Source organism: Pectobacterium nicotianae, assembly GCF_023272715.1.
GTDB classification, from domain to species: Bacteria; Pseudomonadota; Gammaproteobacteria; order Enterobacterales; family Enterobacteriaceae; genus Pectobacterium; species Pectobacterium brasiliense.
This window is the reverse complement of record NZ_CP096821.1, coordinates 3635969-3656345: the sequence shown is the minus strand read 5'-3', so window position 1 is coordinate 3656345 and position 20377 is coordinate 3635969. Positions and strand designations below refer to the sequence as shown.

The window sequence follows — 20377 nt, the reverse complement described above, 5'->3', positions numbered from 1 at the left end:
AATGCCATGATTATATATAGCAGGGATGGCGGCTGTCGCGGTGGAATCAGACGTTTGGAAAGCGGCTCGAAAAATCGGATGTACGCGCTGTAACAATCGTGCAGAGCGGTCCGTGCGTTTTTCATAAATCTGTCATAAAACTGACGCATAATGCCTCCGCCTGCTAACAGCGACGATGATTAACGACAGGATTAACAATGGCAAAACGCATATTAGTCGTGGAAGATGAAGCACCAATTCGTGAAATGGTCTGCTTTGTACTGGAACAAAATGGTTATCAACCCGTTGAAGCTGAAGACTATGACAGCGCGGTAACGCAACTGTCGGAGCCATTCCCGGAACTGGTGTTATTGGACTGGATGCTGCCAGGCGGGTCGGGCCTGCAATTCATCAAGCATATGAAGCGCGAGGCGCTGACGCGTGATATTCCGGTGATGATGTTAACCGCGCGCGGCGAAGAAGAAGACCGCGTGCGCGGGCTTGAAGTGGGTGCGGATGATTACATTACCAAACCGTTTTCACCCAAAGAATTGGTGGCGCGTATCAAAGCCGTGATGCGCCGCATTTCACCGATGGCGGTGGAAGAAGTGATTGAAATGCGTGGCCTGAGCCTTGATCCTTCATCACATCGCGTGACGACCGAAGAGCACGCGTTGGACATGGGGCCGACGGAATTTAAACTGCTGCATTTCTTTATGACGCATCCTGAACGTGTTTATAGCCGGGAACAGTTGCTGAATCACGTTTGGGGCACTAACGTTTATGTTGAGGATCGTACTGTCGACGTCCATATTCGTCGCCTGCGTAAAGCGCTGGAAACCAGCGGACATGACAAAATGGTGCAAACCGTTCGGGGAACGGGCTACCGTTTTTCAACGCGTTACTGAGGTGATCGTAACCGGAGAAATATTAACGTGCTAGAACGTTTATCCTGGAAAAGGCTGGCATTGGAGCTAGCTTTTTTTTGTTTGCCCGCTTTACTGCTGGGGCTGATTTTTGGCTATCTGCCCTGGTTTCTGCTGGTCGCCGTATTAGGCTTACTGTGCTGGAATTTTTATAACCAGCTAAAACTCTCTTATTGGCTGTGGGTTGACCGCAGCATGACGCCGCCGCCCGGCCGCTGGAGCTGGGAACCGCTGTTTTACGGGCTCTATCAGATGCAGTTGCGTAATCGACGCCGACGCCGTGAGCTGGCGCTCCTGATCAAGCGGTTTCGCAGCGGTGCCGAATCCTTGCCCGATGCCGTGGTGATCACCACCGAAGAAGGAACGATCTTCTGGTGTAATCATCTGGCGCAGCATCTGCTGAATTTCCGCTGGCCGGAGGATAACGGTCAGAATATCCTCAACTTATTGCGCTATCCCGAATTCACGAATTACATGAAAGGACAAGATTTTAGCCGTCCTCTCACGCTGCAGTTGAATAATTCCCACCATGTTGAATTCCGCGTGATGCCCTATTCCGAAGGCCAGCTATTGATGGTGGCGCGTGATATTACGCAAATGCACCAGCTTGAAGGCGCCAGACGTAACTTTTTTGCCAACGTGAGCCATGAACTGCGTACGCCGCTGACGGTGTTGCAGGGCTATCTGGAAATGATGCAGGAAGAAACGCTGGATGCGGCGCTACGCGGAAAAGCGTTGAATACCATGCAGGAGCAGACCCGACGCATGGACGGGCTGGTCAAACAGCTGCTGACCCTGTCCCGTATTGAGGCGGCGACGGCAATCGATCTGAATGAAAAGGTCGATATTCCGTTGATGCTGCGCGTATTGCAGCGTGAAGCGCAGACGCTGAGTCAGGGGCGTCATGAGATCGTCTTTCGTGTGAACGAAAGCCTCCGCGTGTTTGGTAATGAAGAACAACTGCGCAGTGCGGTATCCAATCTGGTGTATAACGCGGTCAACCATACGCCAGCGGGAACGCGTATCGAAGTCTGCTGGCAGAAGATCCCACAGGGCGCGCAATTTCAGGTCAGCGATAATGGGCCGGGCATTGCGGCCGAGCACTTGCCGCGCCTGACGGAACGCTTTTATCGGGTGGACAAGGCGCGCTCACGACAAACGGGCGGCAGCGGGCTGGGGCTGGCGATTGTGAAGCATGCGCTCAGCCATCATGATTCTCGTCTGGAGATCATGAGTGAGGATGGTCTGGGCTCACGTTTTGTCTTTACGTTGCCGAATCGGTTGATTGTCCCTGCCTCTCTGGCTGAAAATACGGTGAAACCTTCAGCCTGACGGAAAACGCTATCTATGACATCCGCCACTCGTATTGCGGGCGCTTTTTTGCTGCTGCTCAGCGCGTTGTGCTCCGCACAGCCTCGTCAGATGCTGGCGGGTAACCTCTCCAGCGCGGGGTCGGATACGCTGGCTAACCTGATGGCCTTTTGGGCGGCGGATTTCAGCCAGCATTACCCGAATGTGAATTTACAGATACAGGCCGCCGGCTCGTCCTCTGCGCCGACGTCTCTGGCATCCGGTGCCGCGCAGCTTGGGCCGATGAGCAGGGCGATGAAGGCCAGCGAAATTGAGGCGTTCGTCCAGCACTATGGCTATCCGCCGCTGGCGGTGCCGGTGGCAATGGATGCGCTGGTTGTGCTGGTCAATCAGGATAACCCGCTACCTGGGTTGAACTTGTCGCAGTTGGACGCCATCTTTTCAATTACGCAGCGCTGCGGTAACCATCAGCCGATAAAACAGTGGGGTGATGTCGGCCTGCAAGGCAGTTGGGAAAAGCGCACGCTACTGCGCTATGGACGAAACTCGGCGTCGGGAACCTATGGGTTCTTTAAGCAAAAGGCGCTATGCCGTGGCGATTTCCTTCCTCAGGTTAATGAGTTACCGGGGTCAGCGTCTGTGGTACAAGCGGTTGCGGCGTCAACCGATGCCATCGGCTATGCCAGCGTGGGTTTTCGTACCAGCGGCGTGAGAATGCTGCCGTTAGCCGCACAAGGCACCGACTACATCTACCCCTCGACTGAAAATATCCGTAGTGGTTTATACCCTTACACCCGCTATCTCTATATCTATGTAAACAAAGCGCCCAGCCAACCGCTGGAAGCGTTGACGGCGGCATTTTTAGATCGTGTGCTGTCCGAAACGGGGCAAGCGCTGGTAAATCAGGATGGTTATTTACCGCTGCCGGAAGAAACGCGTCGTCAGGCGCGTCAGCAGATTGGCCTGCCGCAATAATTCCCCCTTTCCACTACGAATTTGTGATGTTTTCACGTCAACGTGAACTTTCTTCATGTGACGTGAAAATTCTTCCATTGCCCTGTGATTCGCCACGTGACAGGATAGTTTTAAATTTAGACGTCCAGATGGCTAAATAAGATTAAATGTAACTATCCCTCTGGGCAAATATTTCATATTGAAACTATCTGTCAGTACGCTTCTTTCCCGAAGATCGGTGCTGGCAACATGTCAGGAGCGACATATGGCGAATACCTTATCCCCTTTCCGTGCCGATAGCGTCGGCAGTTTCTTGCGTCCAGCAGCGATTAAGGAAGCACGTCTTCAGCATCAGGCGGGTGAAATTGATGATACCGCGCTGCGTAACATAGAAGATCGTGAGATTCTGCGGGTGGTAGAAAAGCAGCGTGAAGCGGGCCTGCAGGTTGTGACGGATGGTGAACTGCGTCGTGCCTGGTGGCATTTCGACTTCTTTGCCGATTTGAACGGCGTGGAGCGCTACGAAGCCGATCACGGTATTCAATTCAACGGTATTCAGACCAAATCCCATGCGATTCGCGTCGTGGATAAAGTGAGTTTCAATCCCCAGCATCCGATGCTCGATCATTTCCGTTATCTGAACAGCATTTCTGGCGATGCCGTCGCTAAAATGACGATTCCAAGCCCTAGCGTGATGCATTTCCGCGGCGGCCGCAAAGCGATTGATGCGACGGTTTATCCCGATCTGGCGGACTATTTCGACGATTTGGCACAAACCTGGCGCGATGCGATTCACGCATTTTATGACGCAGGCTGTCGTTTCCTGCAACTGGATGACACCGTATGGGCCTACCTGTGTTCTGACGATCAAAAACGCCAGATCCGTGAACGTGGCGAAGATCCGGCACAGCTGGCTCGGACCTATGCTGATGTGCTGAATAAAGCGCTGGCTGATAAGCCTGCGGATCTGGTTATCGGTTTACACGTCTGTCGCGGTAATTTCCGTTCAACCTGGATTTCTGAAGGCGGGTACGAGCCTGTGGCAGAAATTCTGTTTGGCGAAGTGAATGTTGATGCGTTCTTCCTGGAATACGATACCGAGAGAGCCGGTGGATTTGAGCCGCTGCGTTTTGTGAAGCCAGGCCATCAACAGGTGGTGCTGGGACTGATCACGACGAAGAATGGTGAGCTGGAACAGGCAGAAGTCGTGCAGGCGCGTATCGCGGAAGCGGCAAAATATGTCGATCTCAGCCAGATTTGCTTAAGCCCACAGTGTGGCTTTGCTTCAACGGAAGAGGGCAATAGCCTGACGGAAGAGCAGCAGTGGAATAAGCTGAAGCTTGTCGTGGATATCGCCAATCGCGTGTGGTGATACCGATGAGGTAGCGCTATCTCTGCAACAGGTATACAGAGGCTGGATCATTCGATCCGGCCTTTTTTGTGGCCGTTATCCAGCTTTCCACTCACGGTATTTTTGTGAAATATGTTTTTTTTATGATCGAACAACGCATTTTATTCCTTTTTTTGTCAGTTTTATTGCAATGAAATATCGATAAATGCGCAAATCATGTGTTATGCAAATCAGGATAAACCAATTTATATTCTTATTTTTTGGCATAGTTAGGCCATATACTCTGGTTTTTGGATCTCTGCTTGTCTTTTTACGCTATAAACGTTTTACTTAGCACCCAATATGGCTGTGCAAAAAATAACTCCTCTGTACTCGTCATACTTCAAGTTGCATGTGCGTTGGCCGCGTTCAGCCACCCGAATCACTTACCTGAGTAAGCTCATCGGGATTGCTTCGCTTGCCGCCTTCCTGAAACTCGAATTATTTAGAGTATATGACCGCCATCTTTCGCGTTTCCAGAGTGCTGGCGTCAGCTTCGAGCTAGCCCTTTGTGAATGGCTTCTGGCGGCGATAAACAGCACCGTTTTCTTTTTATCGATTTGATACAGGCAACACGACATAACTATGAGTCATCGTTTAACTTCCAAAGATATCGTGGCATTAGGTTTTATGACCTTTGCTTTGTTCGTGGGGGCAGGAAATATTATTTTCCCGCCGATGGTGGGATTGCAGGCGGGAGAGCACGTTTGGACCGCAGCGCTCGGCTTTCTGCTAACGGCGGTTGGTCTACCTGTGTTGACCGTGATCGCGCTGGCCCGGGTTGGCGGTGGCGTTGATGCGCTCAGCTCGCCGATTGGTAAAAAGGCCGGTGTTGTTCTGGCTACCGTGTGCTATTTGGCCGTTGGGCCACTGTTCGCCACGCCGCGCACGGCAACCGTCTCGTTTGAAGTCGGTCTTGCTCCTTTGGTCGGCAACGGAGCCTCTCCGCTGCTGATTTATAGTCTGATTTATTTTGCCATTGTGATCGCGATTTCCCTGTATCCGGGCAAACTGCTGGATACGGTCGGCCATGTATTGGCACCGTTAAAGATCATTGCGCTGGCTGTACTGGGCATTGCTGCGGTGCTGTGGCCTGCCGGTTCGCCTATCCCGGCGACAGAAACGTATGAGCAACTGCCGTTCTCTAATGGTTTCGTCAACGGTTATCTGACGATGGATACGCTGGGCGCAATGGTATTTGGTATCGTGATCGTCAATGCGGCGCGCTCGCGTGGAGTGACCAGCTCCGTGCTGCTGACGCGTTACACCATGTGGGCAGGATTAATTGCGGGGATCGGTCTGACATTAGTCTATTTGAGCCTGTTCCAGCTCGGTTCCGTCAGTGGTGAACTGGTGCCGCAGGCGCAGAACGGTGCAGAAATTCTCCACGCCTATGTGCAACATTCGTTCGGCAACATGGGAAGCAGCTTCCTGGCGTTGTTAATCTTCATCGCGTGCCTGGTGACGGCGGTGGGGCTGACTTGTGCCTGTGCTGAATTCTTTGCGCAATACCTGCCGTTGTCTTACCGCACGCTGGTGTTTGTGTTGGGAATGTTCTCGATGGTGGTGTCTAATCTGGGCTTGAGCCATCTGATTCAACTTTCCATTCCTGTACTGACGGCGATTTATCCACCGTGTATCATTCTGGTTTTATTGAGCTTTACGCTGCGTTGGTGGAATAGCGCTTCACGTATTGTGGCCCCCGTCATGTTAGTCAGTCTGTTATTTGGCATGATTGATGGTATAAAATCGTCGGCCTTCAAATCGCTGTTGCCAGAGTGGAGCCTCAACCTGCCGCTGAGCGAGCAAGGGTTGGCCTGGCTGCCACCGTCACTGCTGATCTTACTGGTTGCGGTAATTTACGACAGACTTTGTGGCCGTCAGGAAGTGACGGTACATCAATAATATCGTTAATGCCTGATAGCGCTGGGGCGGTAGGGATAGCGTACTGCTCCAGCACAAGGTTGGGTTTATGCACCACAGGTCTTTGCCTGTGGTTTTTCTTTTTGTAATGTTTTTCTTTATATAAGACAGGGTTGCTTATCAATGGAACAACCATCCTCCAAGCTCAAGCGTGGGTTAAGCACGCGGCATATCCGCTTTATCGCCCTTGGCTCGGCGATCGGAACCGGTCTGTTTTATGGTTCCGCGAGTGCGATCCAAATGGCTGGCCCCAGTGTGTTACTGGCTTATCTGATCGGCGGTGTTGTCGCGTATATCATCATGCGCGCACTGGGCGAAATGTCGGTGCACAACCCGCAGTCCAGCTCGTTTTCCCGCTATGCACAGGATTATCTCGGGCCATTAGCGGGGTATATCACCGGCTGGACCTACTGCTTTGAGATGCTGATTGTCGCCATTGCCGATGTGACCGCGTTTGGCATCTACATGGGCGTCTGGTTCCCTGCCGTGCCGCACTGGGTGTGGGTTCTGAGCGTGGTGCTTATCATCGGTGCCATTAACCTGATGAATGTGAAAGCCTTTGGTGAACTGGAGTTTTGGCTCTCTTTCTTCAAAGTCGCCACCATTATCATCATGATCGCGGCCGGGATCGGCATCATCATCTGGGGTATTGGCAATGGAGGGGAACCGACGGGGATCCACAACCTCTGGAGCAATGGCGGGTTCTTCAGTAACGGTGTGATGGGGATGATTCTGTCGCTGCAACTGGTGATGTTTGCGTATGGCGGAGTGGAGATTATCGGGATTACGGCCGGTGAGGCCAAAGACCCACAGAAGTCTATCCCTCGCGCGATTAACTCTGTGCCATGGCGTATTCTGGTGTTCTATGTCGGTACGCTGTTCGTCATTATGTCAATTTACCCATGGAATCAGGTAGGCACCAACGGAAGCCCATTCGTGCTGACGTTCCAGCATATGGGCATTACGGCGGCGGCAGGTATCCTGAATTTTGTTGTGATTACCGCGTCACTGTCGGCGATTAACAGCGATGTTTTCGGCGTTGGCCGTATGCTGCACGGGATGGCAGAGCAGGGGCATGCACCGAAGGTGTTTAGCCGTATTTCCAAACGCGGCATACCATGGGTCACGGTTGTTGTGATGATGATGGCGCTGCTGGTGGCGGTGTATCTGAATTACATTATGCCCGGTAAAGTTTTCCTGGTGATTGCTTCACTGGCCACCTTTGCGACGGTGTGGGTGTGGATCATGATTCTGTTTTCTCAGATCGCCTTCCGCCGTCGTCTGAGCCCGGATGAAGTGAAGGCGCTGGCGTTCCCACTGCGCGGCGGCATCGTGACCTCCGTGTTCGGCATCGTCTTCCTGTTCTTCATCATTGGTTTGATTGGCTACTTCCCGGACACGCGCGTGTCACTGTATGTCGGCATCATCTGGATATTGCTGCTTTTAGTGGGCTATGTCTGGAAGAAGAAGCGTCAGAATACGGTAGCGGCACAGAATTAAGTTAGTCGCTTGCTACCAGAAGAAGCGAGGTTGCTGACAAAGTCCGCAGAGCGGGAGTAACGGATAGATCGTAAAGACGCTGTGAATACGTCCATGTACGCTCGGCTTGCGCCATCCCTGGCGCAAACGCTTTACTCTTCTATTCCGTTACTCCCGTTTTCATTCGGTGTCAGCCGCTTTCGTTCCTTTGCATGAGATATTACGCTTTCGGGGCCGTCATTTGCTGCGCCATGACCCGCATATCGTGGCCGGTTGGGATTTGATGAATGCGGAGATCGAACTCCGGTAAGATCGCAAAGATATGGTCGAAAATATCAGACTGAATGCTTTCATAATCGACCCAGGCGGTTGTGTTGGTAAACGCATAAATCTCCAGCGGTACCCCTTCTGACGTTGGCGCAAGCTGCCGCACCATCAGCGTCATCCCCTTATGAATACCCGGATGGGTGCGCAGATAAACCTGAAGGTAGGCGCGGAAGGTGCCTAAATTCGTCAAACGACGGCCGTTCAGCGGTGATGTCAGGTCGGAGTCGGACTGTGCGTTATGTTGTTCCAGTTCACTCTTCTTGTTCTGAATATAAGGCGACAGCAGCTTGCTGCGCAGCAATCGCGCCTGCTCGTCTTCCGTCATAAAATGCACGCTGGTGGTATCGATATTGATACTGCGCTTGATGCGTCTGCCCCCAGATTCGGACATCGAACGCCAGTTCTTAAAAGAATCGGAGACTAACGCGTAGGTGGGAATGGTGGTGACGGTATTGTCCCAGTTTCTCACTTTTACCGTTGTCAGCCCGATATCGATAACAGCCCCGTCAGCGCCGTATTTGGGCATTTCGAGCCAATCTCCCAGCGTTAACATGTCATTGGCGGAGAGTTGGATGCCCGCGACCAATCCCATAATCGGATCTTTGAACACCAACATCAGGACGGCGGCCATCGCGCCTAACCCACTGATTAGAATCAGAGGCGATTTCCCGATAAGTAATGACACCACCATGATGCTGATAACGATGGTGGCAATCAGTTTCAGGCTCTGGAAGATACCGCGCAGCGGCAGCTGGCTGGCGACTTTGGTTCGGGCTGAAACGTTGAGCAGAACATCGAGGAGCGAGAACAAGGACAGCAGCGCAAAAACCATGATCCACACCTGGGAACAGATGATGAGCGCTTCACGGGTTTCACTCTGCGAGGGAAGCCACACAAAGACCTGAATATTCAGGATCACCCCTTGTAGCAAGAAGGCCAGCCGGTTAAACAAGTTGTGTTGCGTCAGCGCCTGCTTCCACCCGTGTCCCTCGGTTTTTCCCGGCTTATTGAGTGAGCGCAGTACCATTCTTTTCAGCACAACCTGATGAAAAATCAGGTGGATGACGGCAGAAATGAGCAATATCAGCCCGAGAACAATCAGTAACGCAATGAGGCTAGCGTGTTGTATTCCAGCTTCTCTCAGCCATAGCGCGAGATTTTGTTGCATGCGTTCTCCTTTTATTCCAGTGAATCTGTCGTGCATTAACACGATGTGGCTTTAAGGCTAAGGATTTAGCGCCCCTAGTCAACCTTTTGTATTATTTAAGATATCGTCGGGAAGAGACGGTGAGAGGTGAAGAAGAACCGAGGGATAACTTGCGGGCAAAGAAAAAGCCAGCCGCATCGCGACTGGCTTGGCCATCATATTGCCATGTCGGCAGGATGAGGAATTACAGCTTGTCTGCGTTCTCAGACAGGTATTTCGCTACACCGTCTGGTGACGCGCCCATACCGGATTTCCCTTTTTCCCACTGCGCCGGGCACACTTCGCCGTGCTCTTCGTGGAATTGCAGGGCATCAACGGTACGCAGCATTTCATCGATGTTACGACCCAGCGGCAGATCGTTCACCACCTGGTGACGAACTACGCCGTTTTTGTCGATCAGGAAAGAACCACGCAGTGCAACACCAGCTTCTGGGTGCTCAATGCCGTAGGCCTTCTGGATTTCGCGCTTGATGTCAGCAACCATCGCGTATTGCACTTCGCCGATGCCGCCTTTGTCCACAGGGGTTTTACGCCATGCGTTGTGAACAAACTCGGAGTCGAAGGAAACGCCAACCACTTCTACACCGCGTTTCTTGAACTCGGCATAGCGGTGATCGAAAGCAATCAGCTCTGACGGACAAACGAAGGTGAAGTCCATCGGCCAGAAGAAGATCACGGCAGCTTTACCGTTGATGTGCTTCTTCAGGTTGAAATTTTCGACGATTTCGCCACTGCCTAAAACGGCAGCTGCGGTGAAGTCTGGGGCTTGACGAGTTACCAGGACCATAATTACTCCTGTAGATAGCGGTTAATGATCGGATGATATAAAAAACAGCGAGTAGTATAGGGACTCTGCCTAAGTGAATACAGGCAAAGAGACCAATCAATGAGATAGCTTCTGTCTATTGAACTCATCGCTATTTCCTTTCAAGGGGCTAGATTAACCCTTTTGATGGAAAGGACAATACGCCGCGTAGAAAAACGGAAAAGTCGCGATCTTACAGCTGCTGCGCTTTCGCTAATTGCATCATCCGTGGATAAAACTGCCAGAAGAGTGTTTCAAATTGGTGATAGTGCTGCTCGATATCCTGAAAAGAGCCGGACAGCGCAGCCAGTTTCGGACGGCGTACCGACATTCTGTGTAGCACATCGGCGATAAACGGCAGCTCTGCGTAACGGGTCATCCAGCGTTCCGGCCACAGATAGCGATTCAGGTTCTGAAAGCGTTCCGGCGTTTGCGCCAGATGCGGCTCGATTTGTGATTGCGCCTCGTCGATAAAGGCTTGCAAGGGCGTGTCCGGCACCAGCTGTAGCCAGTGACGCGCAAGATAGTGATCCCACAGGACATCCAACGTAATCGGCGAAACGCGGCGGAATTCATCGCTGAAATACTGACGCGCCTGTTTGACTTCCGGCAGGCTGTCGGTCAGCGAATCAACGCGACGATGCAGACGAATACCCGCGACGATCTCGTCAGCGTAGCTGTCTTGCGGGTTGCCGCGCACAAAATCCGCCATCAGATTACCTAATAGGGAGCTGTCGGCCAGCGTGGCCAGGTGGAGGTGGGCAAGAAAATTCATCGTGACAGTATATACCTTTTCTATTGGATATCATGCATTCCACGACTCAGGTGCTTATTTCTTGCAGCCATGCGCTTGCGGCTCTAGACTAGGCCGCCCATTTTTAATGTATTACAGCTAAGTGAATTGCCATGCGTGTTGCCGATTTTTCGTTTGAACTTCCTGAATCATTGATTGCCCATTATCCACAAGCGGAACGCAGTGGTTGTCGCCTGCTATCGCTGGACGGGCCGACGGGAAATCTGACGCACGGCGTGTTTACCGATTTGCTGGATAAACTGAATCCCGGCGATCTGCTGGTGTTCAACAATACGCGCGTGATTCCTGCTCGTCTGTTTGGCCGTAAAGCCAGCGGCGGCAAACTGGAAGTACTGGTCGAGCGTGTGCTGGATGACCATCGGGTACTCGCGCACGTTCGGGCGTCAAAAGCGCCAAAACCGGGTACGGAACTGCTGCTGGGCGATGACGAAAGCGTCAAGGCCACGATGACCGCTCGCCACGATGCGCTATTTGAGCTGCATTTCGATGATGATCGTGATGTTCTGTCGATCCTGAATGATATCGGCCACATGCCGTTGCCACCTTATATCGACAGGCCTGATGAAGATGCTGACCGTGAGCTTTATCAGACGGTGTATAGCCAACGTCCAGGCGCCGTAGCGGCACCGACGGCGGGCTTGCACTTTGATGAGCCGATGTTGGCCGCGCTGCGCGAGAAAGGCATCGACATGGCGTTCGTTACGCTGCACGTCGGGGCGGGGACTTTCCAGCCTGTACGCGTCGATACGATTGAAGATCACATCATGCACGCCGAATATGCCGAAGTACCGCAGGACGTTGTTGATGCTGTTCTGGCGTGCAAAGCGCGGGGAAATCGTGTGATCGCCGTTGGTACTACCTCAGTACGTTCACTGGAAAGTGCCGCGCTGGCCAGTCAGAACGCGGCGATCGAACCGTTCTTCGGCGATACCAAAATTTTCATCTATCCGGGCTATCACTACCGCATTATCGATGCGCTGGTGACCAATTTCCATTTACCCGAATCGACGTTAATCATGCTGGTGTCGGCCTTTGCCGGTTACCAGAACACGATGTCTGCCTACCGCCAGGCGGTGGCAGAGCAATATCGCTTTTTCAGCTACGGTGATGCGATGTTTATTACGCACAATCCGATGGCCGAACAGGAAAACGTGGGCTAAATCCACTTTCCACATAATAGGAACGCCACAGACCACGCTCTGTCAGGCGTTAATACATCATTACCATCAGACTGTTTTTCTGATGCCGGAGGCTAAGTGAAGTACGAATTACAAACAACGGACGGCCGTGCGCGACGCGGTAGATTGATTTTTGAACGTGGCGTAGTGGAAACCCCGGCTTTTATGCCCGTGGGGACGTACGGCACGGTGAAAGGCATGACGCCGGAAGAAGTGAAAGAGACCGGCGCACAGATTCTGCTCGGCAATACGTTCCATTTGTGGCTGCGTCCCGGTCAGGAAATCATGAAGCTGCATGGCGATCTGCACGACTTCATGAACTGGCACGGCCCGATTCTGACGGACTCCGGCGGTTTTCAGGTGTTCAGCCTCGGCGATATTCGCAAGATTACCGAACAGGGCGTGCATTTCCGTAACCCGATCAACGGGGACTCGATTTTCCTTAGCCCGGAAAAATCGATGGAGATTCAGCACGATCTCGGTTCCGACATCGTCATGATCTTTGATGAGTGTACGCCGTACCCTGCCGATTGGGATTACGCCAAGCGCTCTATGGAGATGTCACTGCGCTGGGCAAAACGCAGCCGTCAGCGTTTTGATGAGCTGGAGAATAAAAATGCGCTGTTCGGTATTATTCAGGGAAGTGTTTACGAAGATTTACGTGATGTATCCGTAAAAGGGCTGGTAGACATTGGCTTTGATGGGTACGCTGTGGGCGGTTTGGCTGTAGGTGAGCCGAAAGAAGATATGCACCGTATTCTGGAGCACGTTTGCCCGCAGATTCCAGAAGATAAACCGCGCTACTTGATGGGCGTTGGCAAGCCGGAAGATTTAGTCGAAGGTGTCCGCCGCGGTGTCGATATGTTTGACTGTGTGATGCCAACGCGCAACGCACGTAACGGGCATCTCTTCGTGACTGATGGCGTAGTGAAAATCCGTAATGCGAAGCATAAAGATGATGTCAGCTCGCTGGATGAACACTGTGATTGCTACACGTGTCGCAATTATAGCCGCGCCTACTTGCATCATCTTGACCGTTGCAACGAAATACTCGGAGCACGACTCAATACCATTCATAACTTGCGTTATTATCAGCGTTTAATGGCAGGTTTACGTCAGGCCATTGAAGAGGGTAAATTAGAGCACTTTGTGGTGGATTTTTACCAACGCATAGGCAAACCGGTTCCGCCGCTTGCTGAAAAAGACGTTGCCGCAAGCAACTGATAGCCCGTTTGCTATGCATTGTATCTTGTTATGAATTGTATTTTGTTGTGAAGCGTTTTTACGATTATAAGGTTGATAACTTATCTTTTTGATAGCTTATCTTTTGACAAAAAAGAGGATATTTAAATGAGTCTTTTCATCTCCGATGCTGTAGCTGCAACCGGCGCTCCGGCTCAGGGAAGCCCGTACTCTCTGGTTATTATGCTGGCCGTTTTTGGTCTGATTTTCTACTTTATGATCCTGCGTCCTCAGCAAAAACGCGCCAAGGAACACAAAAAGTTAATGGATTCTATCGGCAAGGGCGATGAAGTCTTAACGACCGGTGGTCTGGTTGGTCGCGTAACCAAAGTGTCCGAAACTGGCTATATTGCGATTGCGTTGAACGAGACCAATGAAGTGGTTATCAAACGTGATTTCGTGGCTGCCGTGCTGCCGAAGGGCACGATTAAGGCCCTGTAATTTCCGATTTTCCCGAAGGGAACTGCCGTGTTAAATCGTTATCCTTTGTGGAAGTACCTGATGCTGGTCGTGGTGTTGTTTGTCGGCCTGCTCTACGCACTTCCTAACCTATATGGTGAGGATCCGGCGGTACAAGTTACTGGCGCGCGGGGAACCGCCGCCAGCGAAACGACGCTGATCCAAGTCCAGAATGTTTTAAAAGAACAGAACATTACCAGTAAGTCGATTGCATTGGAAAACGGTGCAATTCTGGCTCGCTTCTCTAACCCTGATGTTCAGCTCCGTGCGCGTGAAGCGCTCGTTAATGAGCTGGGCGAAAAGTTCGTCGTTGCACTTAACCTGGCACCTGCTACGCCAACCTGGCTGCGGTTGTTGGGCGCTGAACCGATGAAACTGGGGCTTGATCTGCGCGGCGGCGTTCACTTCCTGATGGAAGTGGATATGGATACGGCGCTGGGTAAACTACAAGAACAAACTATGGACTCTTTGCGCAGCGATCTGCGTGAGAAGAACATTCCTTATGCCTCCGTGCGTAAAATTGATAATTACGGTGTCGAAATTCGTTTCCGTGATGCTCAAACGCGTGATGAGGGCATCAACTATCTGACGACTCGTCACCGTAATCTGGTTCTCAGCAGCAGCGGCAGCAACCTGCTGCGCGCAGTGATGTCTGACGAACGTCTGCGTGAAGCACGTGAATACGCCGTACAGCAGAACATCAATATCCTGCGTAACCGTGTGAACCAACTGGGTGTTGCTGAGCCTCTGGTACAGCGTCAGGGTGCCGATCGCATCGTCGTTGAGTTACCGGGTATTCAGGACACGGCGCGCGCGAAAGAAATTCTTGGTGCAACCGCTACGCTGGAATTCCGTCTGGTCAACAGTAATGCTGATGCAACCGCAGCGGCGAACGGCCGTGTGCCGGGCGACTCTGAAGTGAAGAACATGCGTGACGGCTCACCTGTGGTGTTGTTCAAGCGTGTGATTCTGACGGGCGACCATATTACCGATTCGACATCGAGTACGGATGAATACAACCAGCCTCAGGTGAATATTTCTCTGGACAGCGCGGGTGGTAACACCATGTCCAACTTCACCAAAGACAGTATCGGTAAGCTGATGGCGACGCTCTTTGTGGAATACAAAGACAGCGGCAAGAAAGATGCAACTGGCCGTTCGATATTGGAAAAACACGAAGAAGTGATCAACGTAGCGACGATTCAGTCGCGACTGGGTAACAGCTTCCGTATTACCGGCATTGATAACCCGAACGAAGCGCGTCAGCTTTCTCTGCTGCTGCGTGCGGGTGCGCTGATTGCACCGATCCAGATCGTTGAAGAACGTACCATTGGACCAACTCTGGGGATGCAAAACATCACTCAGGGGCTGGAAGCCTGTTTGTGGGGCTTGATCGCATCGATCCTCTTTATGGTCTTCTTCTACAAGAAGTTTGGTGTCATCGCGACCAGTGCACTGGTTGCTAACCTGGTGTTGATTGTCGGTGTGATGTCGCTGCTGCCAGGGGCGACGCTGACCATGCCGGGTATCGCGGGTATCGTGCTTACGCTGGCGGTTGCAGTCGATGCTAACGTACTCATTAACGAACGTATCAAAGAAGAACTCAGTAATGGTCGCTCCGTGCAACAGGCCATTCATGAGGGCTACAAAGGTGCATTCAGTTCGATTGTTGATGCGAACGTCACGACGTTGATTAAAGTCATCATCCTGTATGCGGTTGGTACCGGTTCTATCAAAGGGTTTGCTATCACGACTGCGATTGGGATTGCGACCTCAATGTTTACGGCGATCGTCGGTACTCGTGCCATCGTTAACCTGCTTTACGGCGGTAAACGTATCAACAAGCTGTCTATCTAGGAGTGCGTTGTGGCACAGGAACAGGAATACAACATTGAACAACTCAATCATGGGCGTAAAGTCCATGATTTCATGCGCTGGGACACATTGGCATTTGCCATTTCCGGTCTGCTGATCATCGCTTCTATCGCGATTATGGGTGTACGTGGTTTCAACTGGGGACTCGATTTTACCGGTGGTACGGTCATTGAGATTAACCTTGAGAAACCGATCGATCTCGATGTCCTGCGTAGTTCATTAGAGACCTCCGGGTTTTCAGAGCCGCAGGTGCAGAATTTCGGTAGCAGCCGTGACGTAATGGTACGTATGCCACCCGTTTCTGGCAGCGAGAACGAAGCGCTCGGTAACAAAGTGCTGAAGGTGGTGAACGATACCTTCCAGCAGCATGCGACGGTGAAACGTATTGAGTTTGTCGGACCGAGCGTGGGGAGTGATTTGGCACAGGCGGGCGCATTGGCGCTGTTGTCTGCGTTGATTGCTATCCTTATTTATATCGGTTTTCGTTTTGAATGGCGTCTGGCGATGAGTGCCGTGCTGGCTTTGGCGCACGATGCGATCATCACGATGGGTCTGCTGTCTCTGTTCTCTATTGAGATTGACCTAACGATCATTGCGTCGCTGATGTCGGTAATTGGTTATTCACTTAACGATAAGATCGTGGTATCTGACCGTATTCGTGAGAACTTCCGCAAGGTTCGTCGTGGCACACCTTACGAGATTACCAACATCTCTCTGACACAGACGTTGCATCGTACCATCATCACATCGGCGACCACGCTGGCGATGATTGTGATCCTCATGGTCTTCGGTGGTGCATTGTTGCATGGCTTCTCGTTGACGATGTTTATCGGTGTGATCATCGGTACGATCTCTTCTATCTACGTTTCTTCCGCTCTGGCGCTGAAACTGGGTATGAAGCGCGAACACCTGATCGTTCAGAAAGTGGAAAAAGAAGGGGCGGACCAACCGTCTATCCTGCCTTAATCTGCTGACTGTAAACATAAAAAACCCCGCATTGCTGCGGGGTTTTTTGCATCTTAGCGTTGGGAAATGTGCTTACTAGGGGGACTCGGTCGCGGCAACAGGTGGCGGACTCTGTATTTCCTGAACCTGATGTAAACGAACAAAACCGAGTTCTTCCGGCGACAGGCCGCTCAGGCGCAATTCAATAATCGCTTCGGCTTTTGGTAACAGAGTAGGGGAGACGACAAACGACTGTGTTTGCGTGTCGCCAGCTAAAGGCTTCCCGCTCACAGGATCGAGCCGTCCCCAGTCAAGCTGTGCGCCAAAGGCCGGTAGCCCCTTCGCATCAAGCGTGCGAATGTGCAGCAACGCGCTTGTTCCGTTCGCTTCCGTCTCGATATTGCGTAACGACACGTTGAGTCTGCCAATACTGCTTTCCAGCACAGTGCTGGTTTGCGCTGCTGGCAGTAAATAAACGCCGGAGGTGGACTGGGAATTCAACGCATTTTGTCGCTCTAATGCCGTGGCCTGATCGGTCAGCGTTTGTAATTGCTGATTGAGCTGGCCTATCTGATTTTGCAATTTGGGCATCTGGCGCTGTTCAGCGCACCCTGCGAGCAAAATTAGCGCTGGCAGGAAGCTCAGTACGCGATATCGGGTTCTCATGTCTGTGGTTCCCCTTTCGATGTTTTTATTCATTGATCCGTTGATCCCTGTTGCTGAGTTTAGCTGTGATTAAGCCTAAGTCATAGGTGAGACAGCTTTTTTCATCCTATTACCGGAAGAGATGCGAAACCCTTCGCAACGTGGATCAGGAGTTTTGGTTAGTCCGTTAATTCAGGGTAAACTGTCGCTACGTTTAAGGATTACTGGTCAGGACACATCATGCATTGCCCATTTTGTTCCGCTGTTGATACCAAAGTCATTGATTCCCGTCTGGTCGGCGAAGGTTCGCAAGTACGTCGTCGTCGGCAGTGTCTGGTTTGTCATGAACGCTTCACCACGTTTGAAGTGGCTGAACTGGTGATGCCGCGAGTCATCAAAAGCAATGAAGTACGCGAACCTTTTAATGAGGATAAATTGCGTAGCGGCATGCTGAAGGCGCTGGAAAAAAGGCCGGTCAGTTCTGATGACGTCGAAATGGCGCTTAATCACATTAAATCTCATCTTCGTGCGACCGGAGAACGCGAGGTGACTACCAAGATGGTGGGCAACCTGGTGATGGAAGCGTTGAGAAAGCTGGATAAAGTGGCTTATATCCGCTTTGCATCGGTGTATCGCAGTTTTGAAGATATCCGCGAATTTGGCGAAGAAATTGCGCGTTTGCAGGATTAAGTCGCGTCGACGCAATAGAAATAAGAGGTTCGGGAATGAGCGCTTTTCAGGAAAACGGTCACTTGCCGCAGGATGAATTATACATGGCGCGCGCGCTAGAGCTGGCGCGCCGTGGCTGTTTCACGACAGCTCCCAACCCTAATGTTGGCTGCGTGATTGTTCGTGATGGCGAAATTGTAGGTGAAGGCTATCATTTTCGTGCTGGTGAGCCACACGCTGAGGTGCATGCGCTGAGAATGGCGGGGGAGCGTGCACGTGGTGCGACGGCCTACGTCACGTTGGAACCGTGTAGCCACCATGGGCGAACACCGCCTTGCGCCGATGCGTTGATTACGGCTGGCGTTTCCCGCGTGGTTGCTGCGATGCAGGATCCGAATCCACAGGTGGCGGGGCGTGGTTTGCATCGCTTACAGCAAGCGGGAATTGCCGTCAGTCATGGTTTGATGATGGCTGAAGCAGAGAAGGTGAATGTCGGTTTCCTGAAACGCATGCGGACGGGCTTTCCTTACGTGCAGCTTAAAATGGCGGCGTCTTTGGATGGGCGTACTGCGATGGCGTCGGGAGAAAGCCAGTGGATCACCTCACCGCAGGCGCGGCAGGATGTGCAGCGCTTTCGTGCGGAGAGTGCAGCGATTCTGAGTAGTAGTGCGACGGTGTTAGCTGACGACCCTTCTCTCACTGTACGCTGGTCAGAGCTGGGGGCCGATGTACAGAAACGCTATTCAGAAGCGGATCTCAGGCAGCCCGTGCGGGTGATTGTGGACAGCCAGCAGCGGGTCACACCACAGCATCGGATTATTAGCCAACCGGGTGAGGCCTGGCTGGCGCGCGTGCAGGCGGACGAACAAGCGTGGCCGCAGGGCGTTGAACAAGTGATGCTACCGCAGCACAATGGCGGTGTTGATCTGGTGGCGTTGATGATGGTGCTGGGGAGACGGCAGATTAACTCCGTCTGGGTCGAAGCTGGGGCCAGTCTGGCCGGTGCGCTGCTTAATGCTGGCGTTGTTGATGAACTTATCGTTTATCTTGCCCCCAAGCTGTTAGGTGAAAATGCCCGTTCGCTGTGCCTCTTACCCGGACTGGATCAGCTGTCTCAGGCACCGGAATTTGATATCGCAGACGTTCGCCAGGTTGGCCCAGATTTGCGATTGCGCCTGAAACCTAAATTCTGATGTGTATGTAAATACGTGGCGCAGGTCCGACAAAACCGGATACGTGCCAACAAAAATTATGATAGAATCCGCCCCCCTGCGGGCCATAAAGACCAGATACAAGGAAAGCTATGAACGTTATCGAAGGTGTTGTTGCTACTCCTGATGCCCGTGTGGCGATTGCGATTGCGCGTTTTAACCATTTTATTAACGATAGCCTGCTGGAAGGTGCGATTGATGCACTGAAGCGCATCGGTCAGGTTAAAGATGAAAACATCACCGTTGTTTGGGTGCCAGGTGCTTACGAACTGCCATTGACGGTTCGTGCGCTGACTAAAAGCGCGAAAAATGGCGGATATGATGCCGTGATTGCTCTGGGAACGGTCATCCGTGGTGGAACAGCGCATTTTGAATTTGTTGCTGGCGAATGTAGCTCAGGCCTGTCCTCTGTTGCGATGGACAGTGAAATCCCTGTTGCTTTCGGCGTTCTGACGACGGAAAGCATTGAGCAGGCGATTGAGCGTGCCGGTACGAAAGCGGGGAACAAAGGTGCTGAAGCTGCTTTGACCGCGCTAGAAATGATTAATGTATTGAAAGCGATTAAGTAAGCCTGATTAAGTAAGGGGAATTCCGTGAAACCTGCTGCTCGTCGCCGCGCTCGTGAATGTGCGGTTCAAGCGCTTTACTCCTGGCAGTTATCTAAAAATGATATTGCCGATGTTGAACACCAATTCCTGAGCGAGCAGGATGTCAAAGATGTCGACATTGCCTATTTCCGTGAATTGCTGGCGGGTGTTGCCACTCAGGCTGAGAAGCTTGATCAACTGATGGCACCTTTCCTGTCTCGTCAAATTGAGGAATTAGGACAGGTTGAAAAAGCGATTCTGCGTTTGGCGATGTTTGAGCTGAGCAAGCGCGAAGACGTTCCTTACAAGGTGGCGATTAACGAGGCCATCGAACTGGCTAAAATCTTCGGTGCTGAAGATAGCCATAAGTTTGTGAATGGCGTGCTGGACAAAGCTGCTCCGAGTGTACGGAAAGGCAAGAAGTAAAATGAATCGAATCAGGGCCGGATAT

Annotated in this window: 19 protein-coding genes; 15 read left to right on the top strand and 4 right to left on the bottom strand. The window is 51.9% G+C overall.

Features of this window, described 5'->3' with window-relative positions; genetic code table 11:
* The first annotated feature begins 197 nt into the window (after window positions 1–197).
* The 6 genes from phoB to proY all read left to right on the top strand — a co-directional run bounded on the left by phoB (window position 198) and on the right by proY (window position 7983).
* Entirely contained in the window at window positions 198–887 is a 690-nt protein-coding gene (gene phoB / locus MYB54_RS16380) for a phosphate response regulator transcription factor PhoB (protein WP_005975981.1), read from the top strand.
* Between the two features lie 27 nt (window positions 888–914).
* A complete protein-coding gene (phoR, locus tag MYB54_RS16375) occupies window positions 915–2237 on the top strand; it encodes a phosphate regulon sensor histidine kinase PhoR (RefSeq protein WP_039275418.1) in 1323 nt (440 codons plus the stop codon).
* A gap of 15 nt (window positions 2238–2252) precedes the next feature.
* Window positions 2253–3191, top strand: a complete 939-nt coding sequence (locus MYB54_RS16370; RefSeq protein ID WP_039525212.1) for a PstS family phosphate ABC transporter substrate-binding protein — start codon at window positions 2253–2255, stop codon at window positions 3189–3191.
* Between the two features lie 244 nt (window positions 3192–3435).
* On the top strand, window positions 3436–4542 hold the full coding sequence (locus tag MYB54_RS16365) for a cobalamin-independent methionine synthase II family protein (RefSeq protein WP_039284165.1): 1107 nt from the start codon (window positions 3436–3438) through the stop codon (window positions 4540–4542).
* A 603-nt stretch (window positions 4543–5145) separates the two neighbouring features.
* The gene (brnQ, locus tag MYB54_RS16360) at window positions 5146–6465 is read left to right on the top strand and encodes a branched-chain amino acid transport system II carrier protein (protein ID WP_014914506.1); all 1320 of its coding nucleotides are present in this window, start codon (window positions 5146–5148) and stop codon (window positions 6463–6465) included.
* 141 nt (window positions 6466–6606) lie between these two features.
* Entirely contained in the window at window positions 6607–7983 is a 1377-nt protein-coding gene (gene proY / locus MYB54_RS16355; RefSeq protein WP_039516734.1) for a proline-specific permease ProY, read from the top strand.
* Between the two features lie 199 nt (window positions 7984–8182).
* On the opposite strand, the gene MYB54_RS16350 is transcribed toward proY, so the two are convergent.
* The 3 genes from MYB54_RS16350 to MYB54_RS16340 all read right to left on the bottom strand — a co-directional run bounded on the left by MYB54_RS16350 (window position 8183) and on the right by MYB54_RS16340 (window position 11076).
* Window positions 8183–9457, bottom strand: coding sequence for a mechanosensitive ion channel family protein (locus MYB54_RS16350; protein WP_039557128.1), 1275 nt, complete (start codon window positions 9455–9457; stop codon window positions 8183–8185).
* A 223-nt stretch (window positions 9458–9680) separates the two neighbouring features.
* Entirely contained in the window at window positions 9681–10283 is a 603-nt protein-coding gene (locus MYB54_RS16345; RefSeq protein WP_010299049.1) for a peroxiredoxin C, read from the bottom strand.
* A gap of 211 nt (window positions 10284–10494) precedes the next feature.
* On the bottom strand, window positions 10495–11076 hold the full coding sequence (locus MYB54_RS16340; protein ID WP_039274427.1) for an acyl carrier protein phosphodiesterase: 582 nt from the start codon (window positions 11074–11076) through the stop codon (window positions 10495–10497).
* Between the two features lie 131 nt (window positions 11077–11207).
* Here MYB54_RS16340 and queA point away from each other — a divergent pair, with 131 nt between their 5' ends.
* From queA to secF, 5 genes are all read left to right on the top strand, one after another.
* On the top strand, window positions 11208–12275 hold the full coding sequence (gene queA / locus MYB54_RS16335; RefSeq protein WP_248721061.1) for a tRNA preQ1(34) S-adenosylmethionine ribosyltransferase-isomerase QueA: 1068 nt from the start codon (window positions 11208–11210) through the stop codon (window positions 12273–12275).
* A gap of 96 nt (window positions 12276–12371) precedes the next feature.
* Window positions 12372–13517, top strand: coding sequence for a tRNA guanosine(34) transglycosylase Tgt (tgt, locus tag MYB54_RS16330; RefSeq protein WP_014914511.1), 1146 nt, complete (start codon window positions 12372–12374; stop codon window positions 13515–13517).
* Between the two features lie 126 nt (window positions 13518–13643).
* Window positions 13644–13976: a preprotein translocase subunit YajC gene (gene yajC / locus MYB54_RS16325; protein WP_010282033.1), complete on the top strand. Its 333-nt coding sequence runs from the start codon at window positions 13644–13646 to the stop codon at window positions 13974–13976.
* Between the two features lie 27 nt (window positions 13977–14003).
* Window positions 14004–15851 carry a protein translocase subunit SecD gene (gene secD / locus MYB54_RS16320; RefSeq protein WP_071822569.1) on the top strand — a complete coding sequence of 616 codons (1848 nt, stop codon included), beginning with the start codon at window positions 14004–14006 and terminating at the stop codon, window positions 15849–15851.
* Window positions 15852–15923: 72 nt separating this feature from the next.
* Window positions 15924–16835, top strand: a complete 912-nt coding sequence (gene secF / locus MYB54_RS16315; protein WP_043901963.1) for a protein translocase subunit SecF — start codon at window positions 15924–15926, stop codon at window positions 16833–16835.
* A gap of 75 nt (window positions 16836–16910) precedes the next feature.
* Here secF and MYB54_RS16310 read toward each other — a convergent pair whose 3' ends face one another.
* On the bottom strand, window positions 16911–17480 hold the full coding sequence (locus MYB54_RS16310; protein ID WP_010282039.1) for a SadB/YajI family lipoprotein: 570 nt from the start codon (window positions 17478–17480) through the stop codon (window positions 16911–16913).
* Between the two features lie 219 nt (window positions 17481–17699).
* Here MYB54_RS16310 and nrdR point away from each other — a divergent pair, with 219 nt between their 5' ends.
* From nrdR to nusB, 4 genes are all read left to right on the top strand, one after another.
* Window positions 17700–18149, top strand: coding sequence for a transcriptional regulator NrdR (gene nrdR, locus MYB54_RS16305; RefSeq protein ID WP_010282042.1), 450 nt, complete (start codon window positions 17700–17702; stop codon window positions 18147–18149).
* Window positions 18150–18184: 35 nt separating this feature from the next.
* Window positions 18185–19321, top strand: a complete 1137-nt coding sequence (gene ribD / locus MYB54_RS16300) for a bifunctional diaminohydroxyphosphoribosylaminopyrimidine deaminase/5-amino-6-(5-phosphoribosylamino)uracil reductase RibD (protein ID WP_248721060.1) — start codon at window positions 18185–18187, stop codon at window positions 19319–19321.
* Window positions 19322–19431: 110 nt separating this feature from the next.
* Complete coding sequence (gene ribH, locus MYB54_RS16295) at window positions 19432–19908, top strand: 6,7-dimethyl-8-ribityllumazine synthase (protein ID WP_012773708.1); 477 nt, start codon at window positions 19432–19434, stop codon at window positions 19906–19908.
* 24 nt (window positions 19909–19932) lie between these two features.
* A complete protein-coding gene (gene nusB / locus MYB54_RS16290) occupies window positions 19933–20352 on the top strand; it encodes a transcription antitermination factor NusB (RefSeq protein WP_014914514.1) in 420 nt (139 codons plus the stop codon).
* Window positions 20353–20377: the final 25 nt, after the last annotated feature.

Bases quoted from the DNA above. Each gene is read 5' to 3' on its own strand.
- phoB (WP_005975981.1), top strand. From the start codon at position 198: ATGGCAAAACGCATATTAGTCGTGGAAGATGAAGCACCAATTCGTGAA.
- MYB54_RS16370 (WP_039525212.1), top strand. From the start codon at position 2,253: ATGACATCCGCCACTCGTATTGCGGGCGCTTTTTTGCTGCTGCTCAGC.
- MYB54_RS16365 (WP_039284165.1), top strand. From the start codon at position 3,436: ATGGCGAATACCTTATCCCCTTTCCGTGCCGATAGCGTCGGCAGTTTC.
- brnQ (WP_014914506.1), top strand. From the start codon at position 5,146: ATGAGTCATCGTTTAACTTCCAAAGATATCGTGGCATTAGGTTTTATG.
- proY (WP_039516734.1), top strand. From the start codon at position 6,607: ATGGAACAACCATCCTCCAAGCTCAAGCGTGGGTTAAGCACGCGGCAT.
- MYB54_RS16350 (WP_039557128.1), bottom strand. From the start codon at position 9,457: ATGCAACAAAATCTCGCGCTATGGCTGAGAGAAGCTGGAATACAACAC.
- MYB54_RS16345 (WP_010299049.1), bottom strand. From the start codon at position 10,283: ATGGTCCTGGTAACTCGTCAAGCCCCAGACTTCACCGCAGCTGCCGTT.
- MYB54_RS16340 (WP_039274427.1), bottom strand. From the start codon at position 11,076: ATGAATTTTCTTGCCCACCTCCACCTGGCCACGCTGGCCGACAGCTCC.
- queA (WP_248721061.1), top strand. From the start codon at position 11,208: ATGCGTGTTGCCGATTTTTCGTTTGAACTTCCTGAATCATTGATTGCC.
- yajC (WP_010282033.1), top strand. From the start codon at position 13,644: ATGAGTCTTTTCATCTCCGATGCTGTAGCTGCAACCGGCGCTCCGGCT.
- secF (WP_043901963.1), top strand. From the start codon at position 15,924: ATGCGCTGGGACACATTGGCATTTGCCATTTCCGGTCTGCTGATCATC.
- MYB54_RS16310 (WP_010282039.1), bottom strand. From the start codon at position 17,480: ATGAGAACCCGATATCGCGTACTGAGCTTCCTGCCAGCGCTAATTTTG.
- nrdR (WP_010282042.1), top strand. From the start codon at position 17,700: ATGCATTGCCCATTTTGTTCCGCTGTTGATACCAAAGTCATTGATTCC.
- ribD (WP_248721060.1), top strand. From the start codon at position 18,185: ATGAGCGCTTTTCAGGAAAACGGTCACTTGCCGCAGGATGAATTATAC.
- ribH (WP_012773708.1), top strand. From the start codon at position 19,432: ATGAACGTTATCGAAGGTGTTGTTGCTACTCCTGATGCCCGTGTGGCG.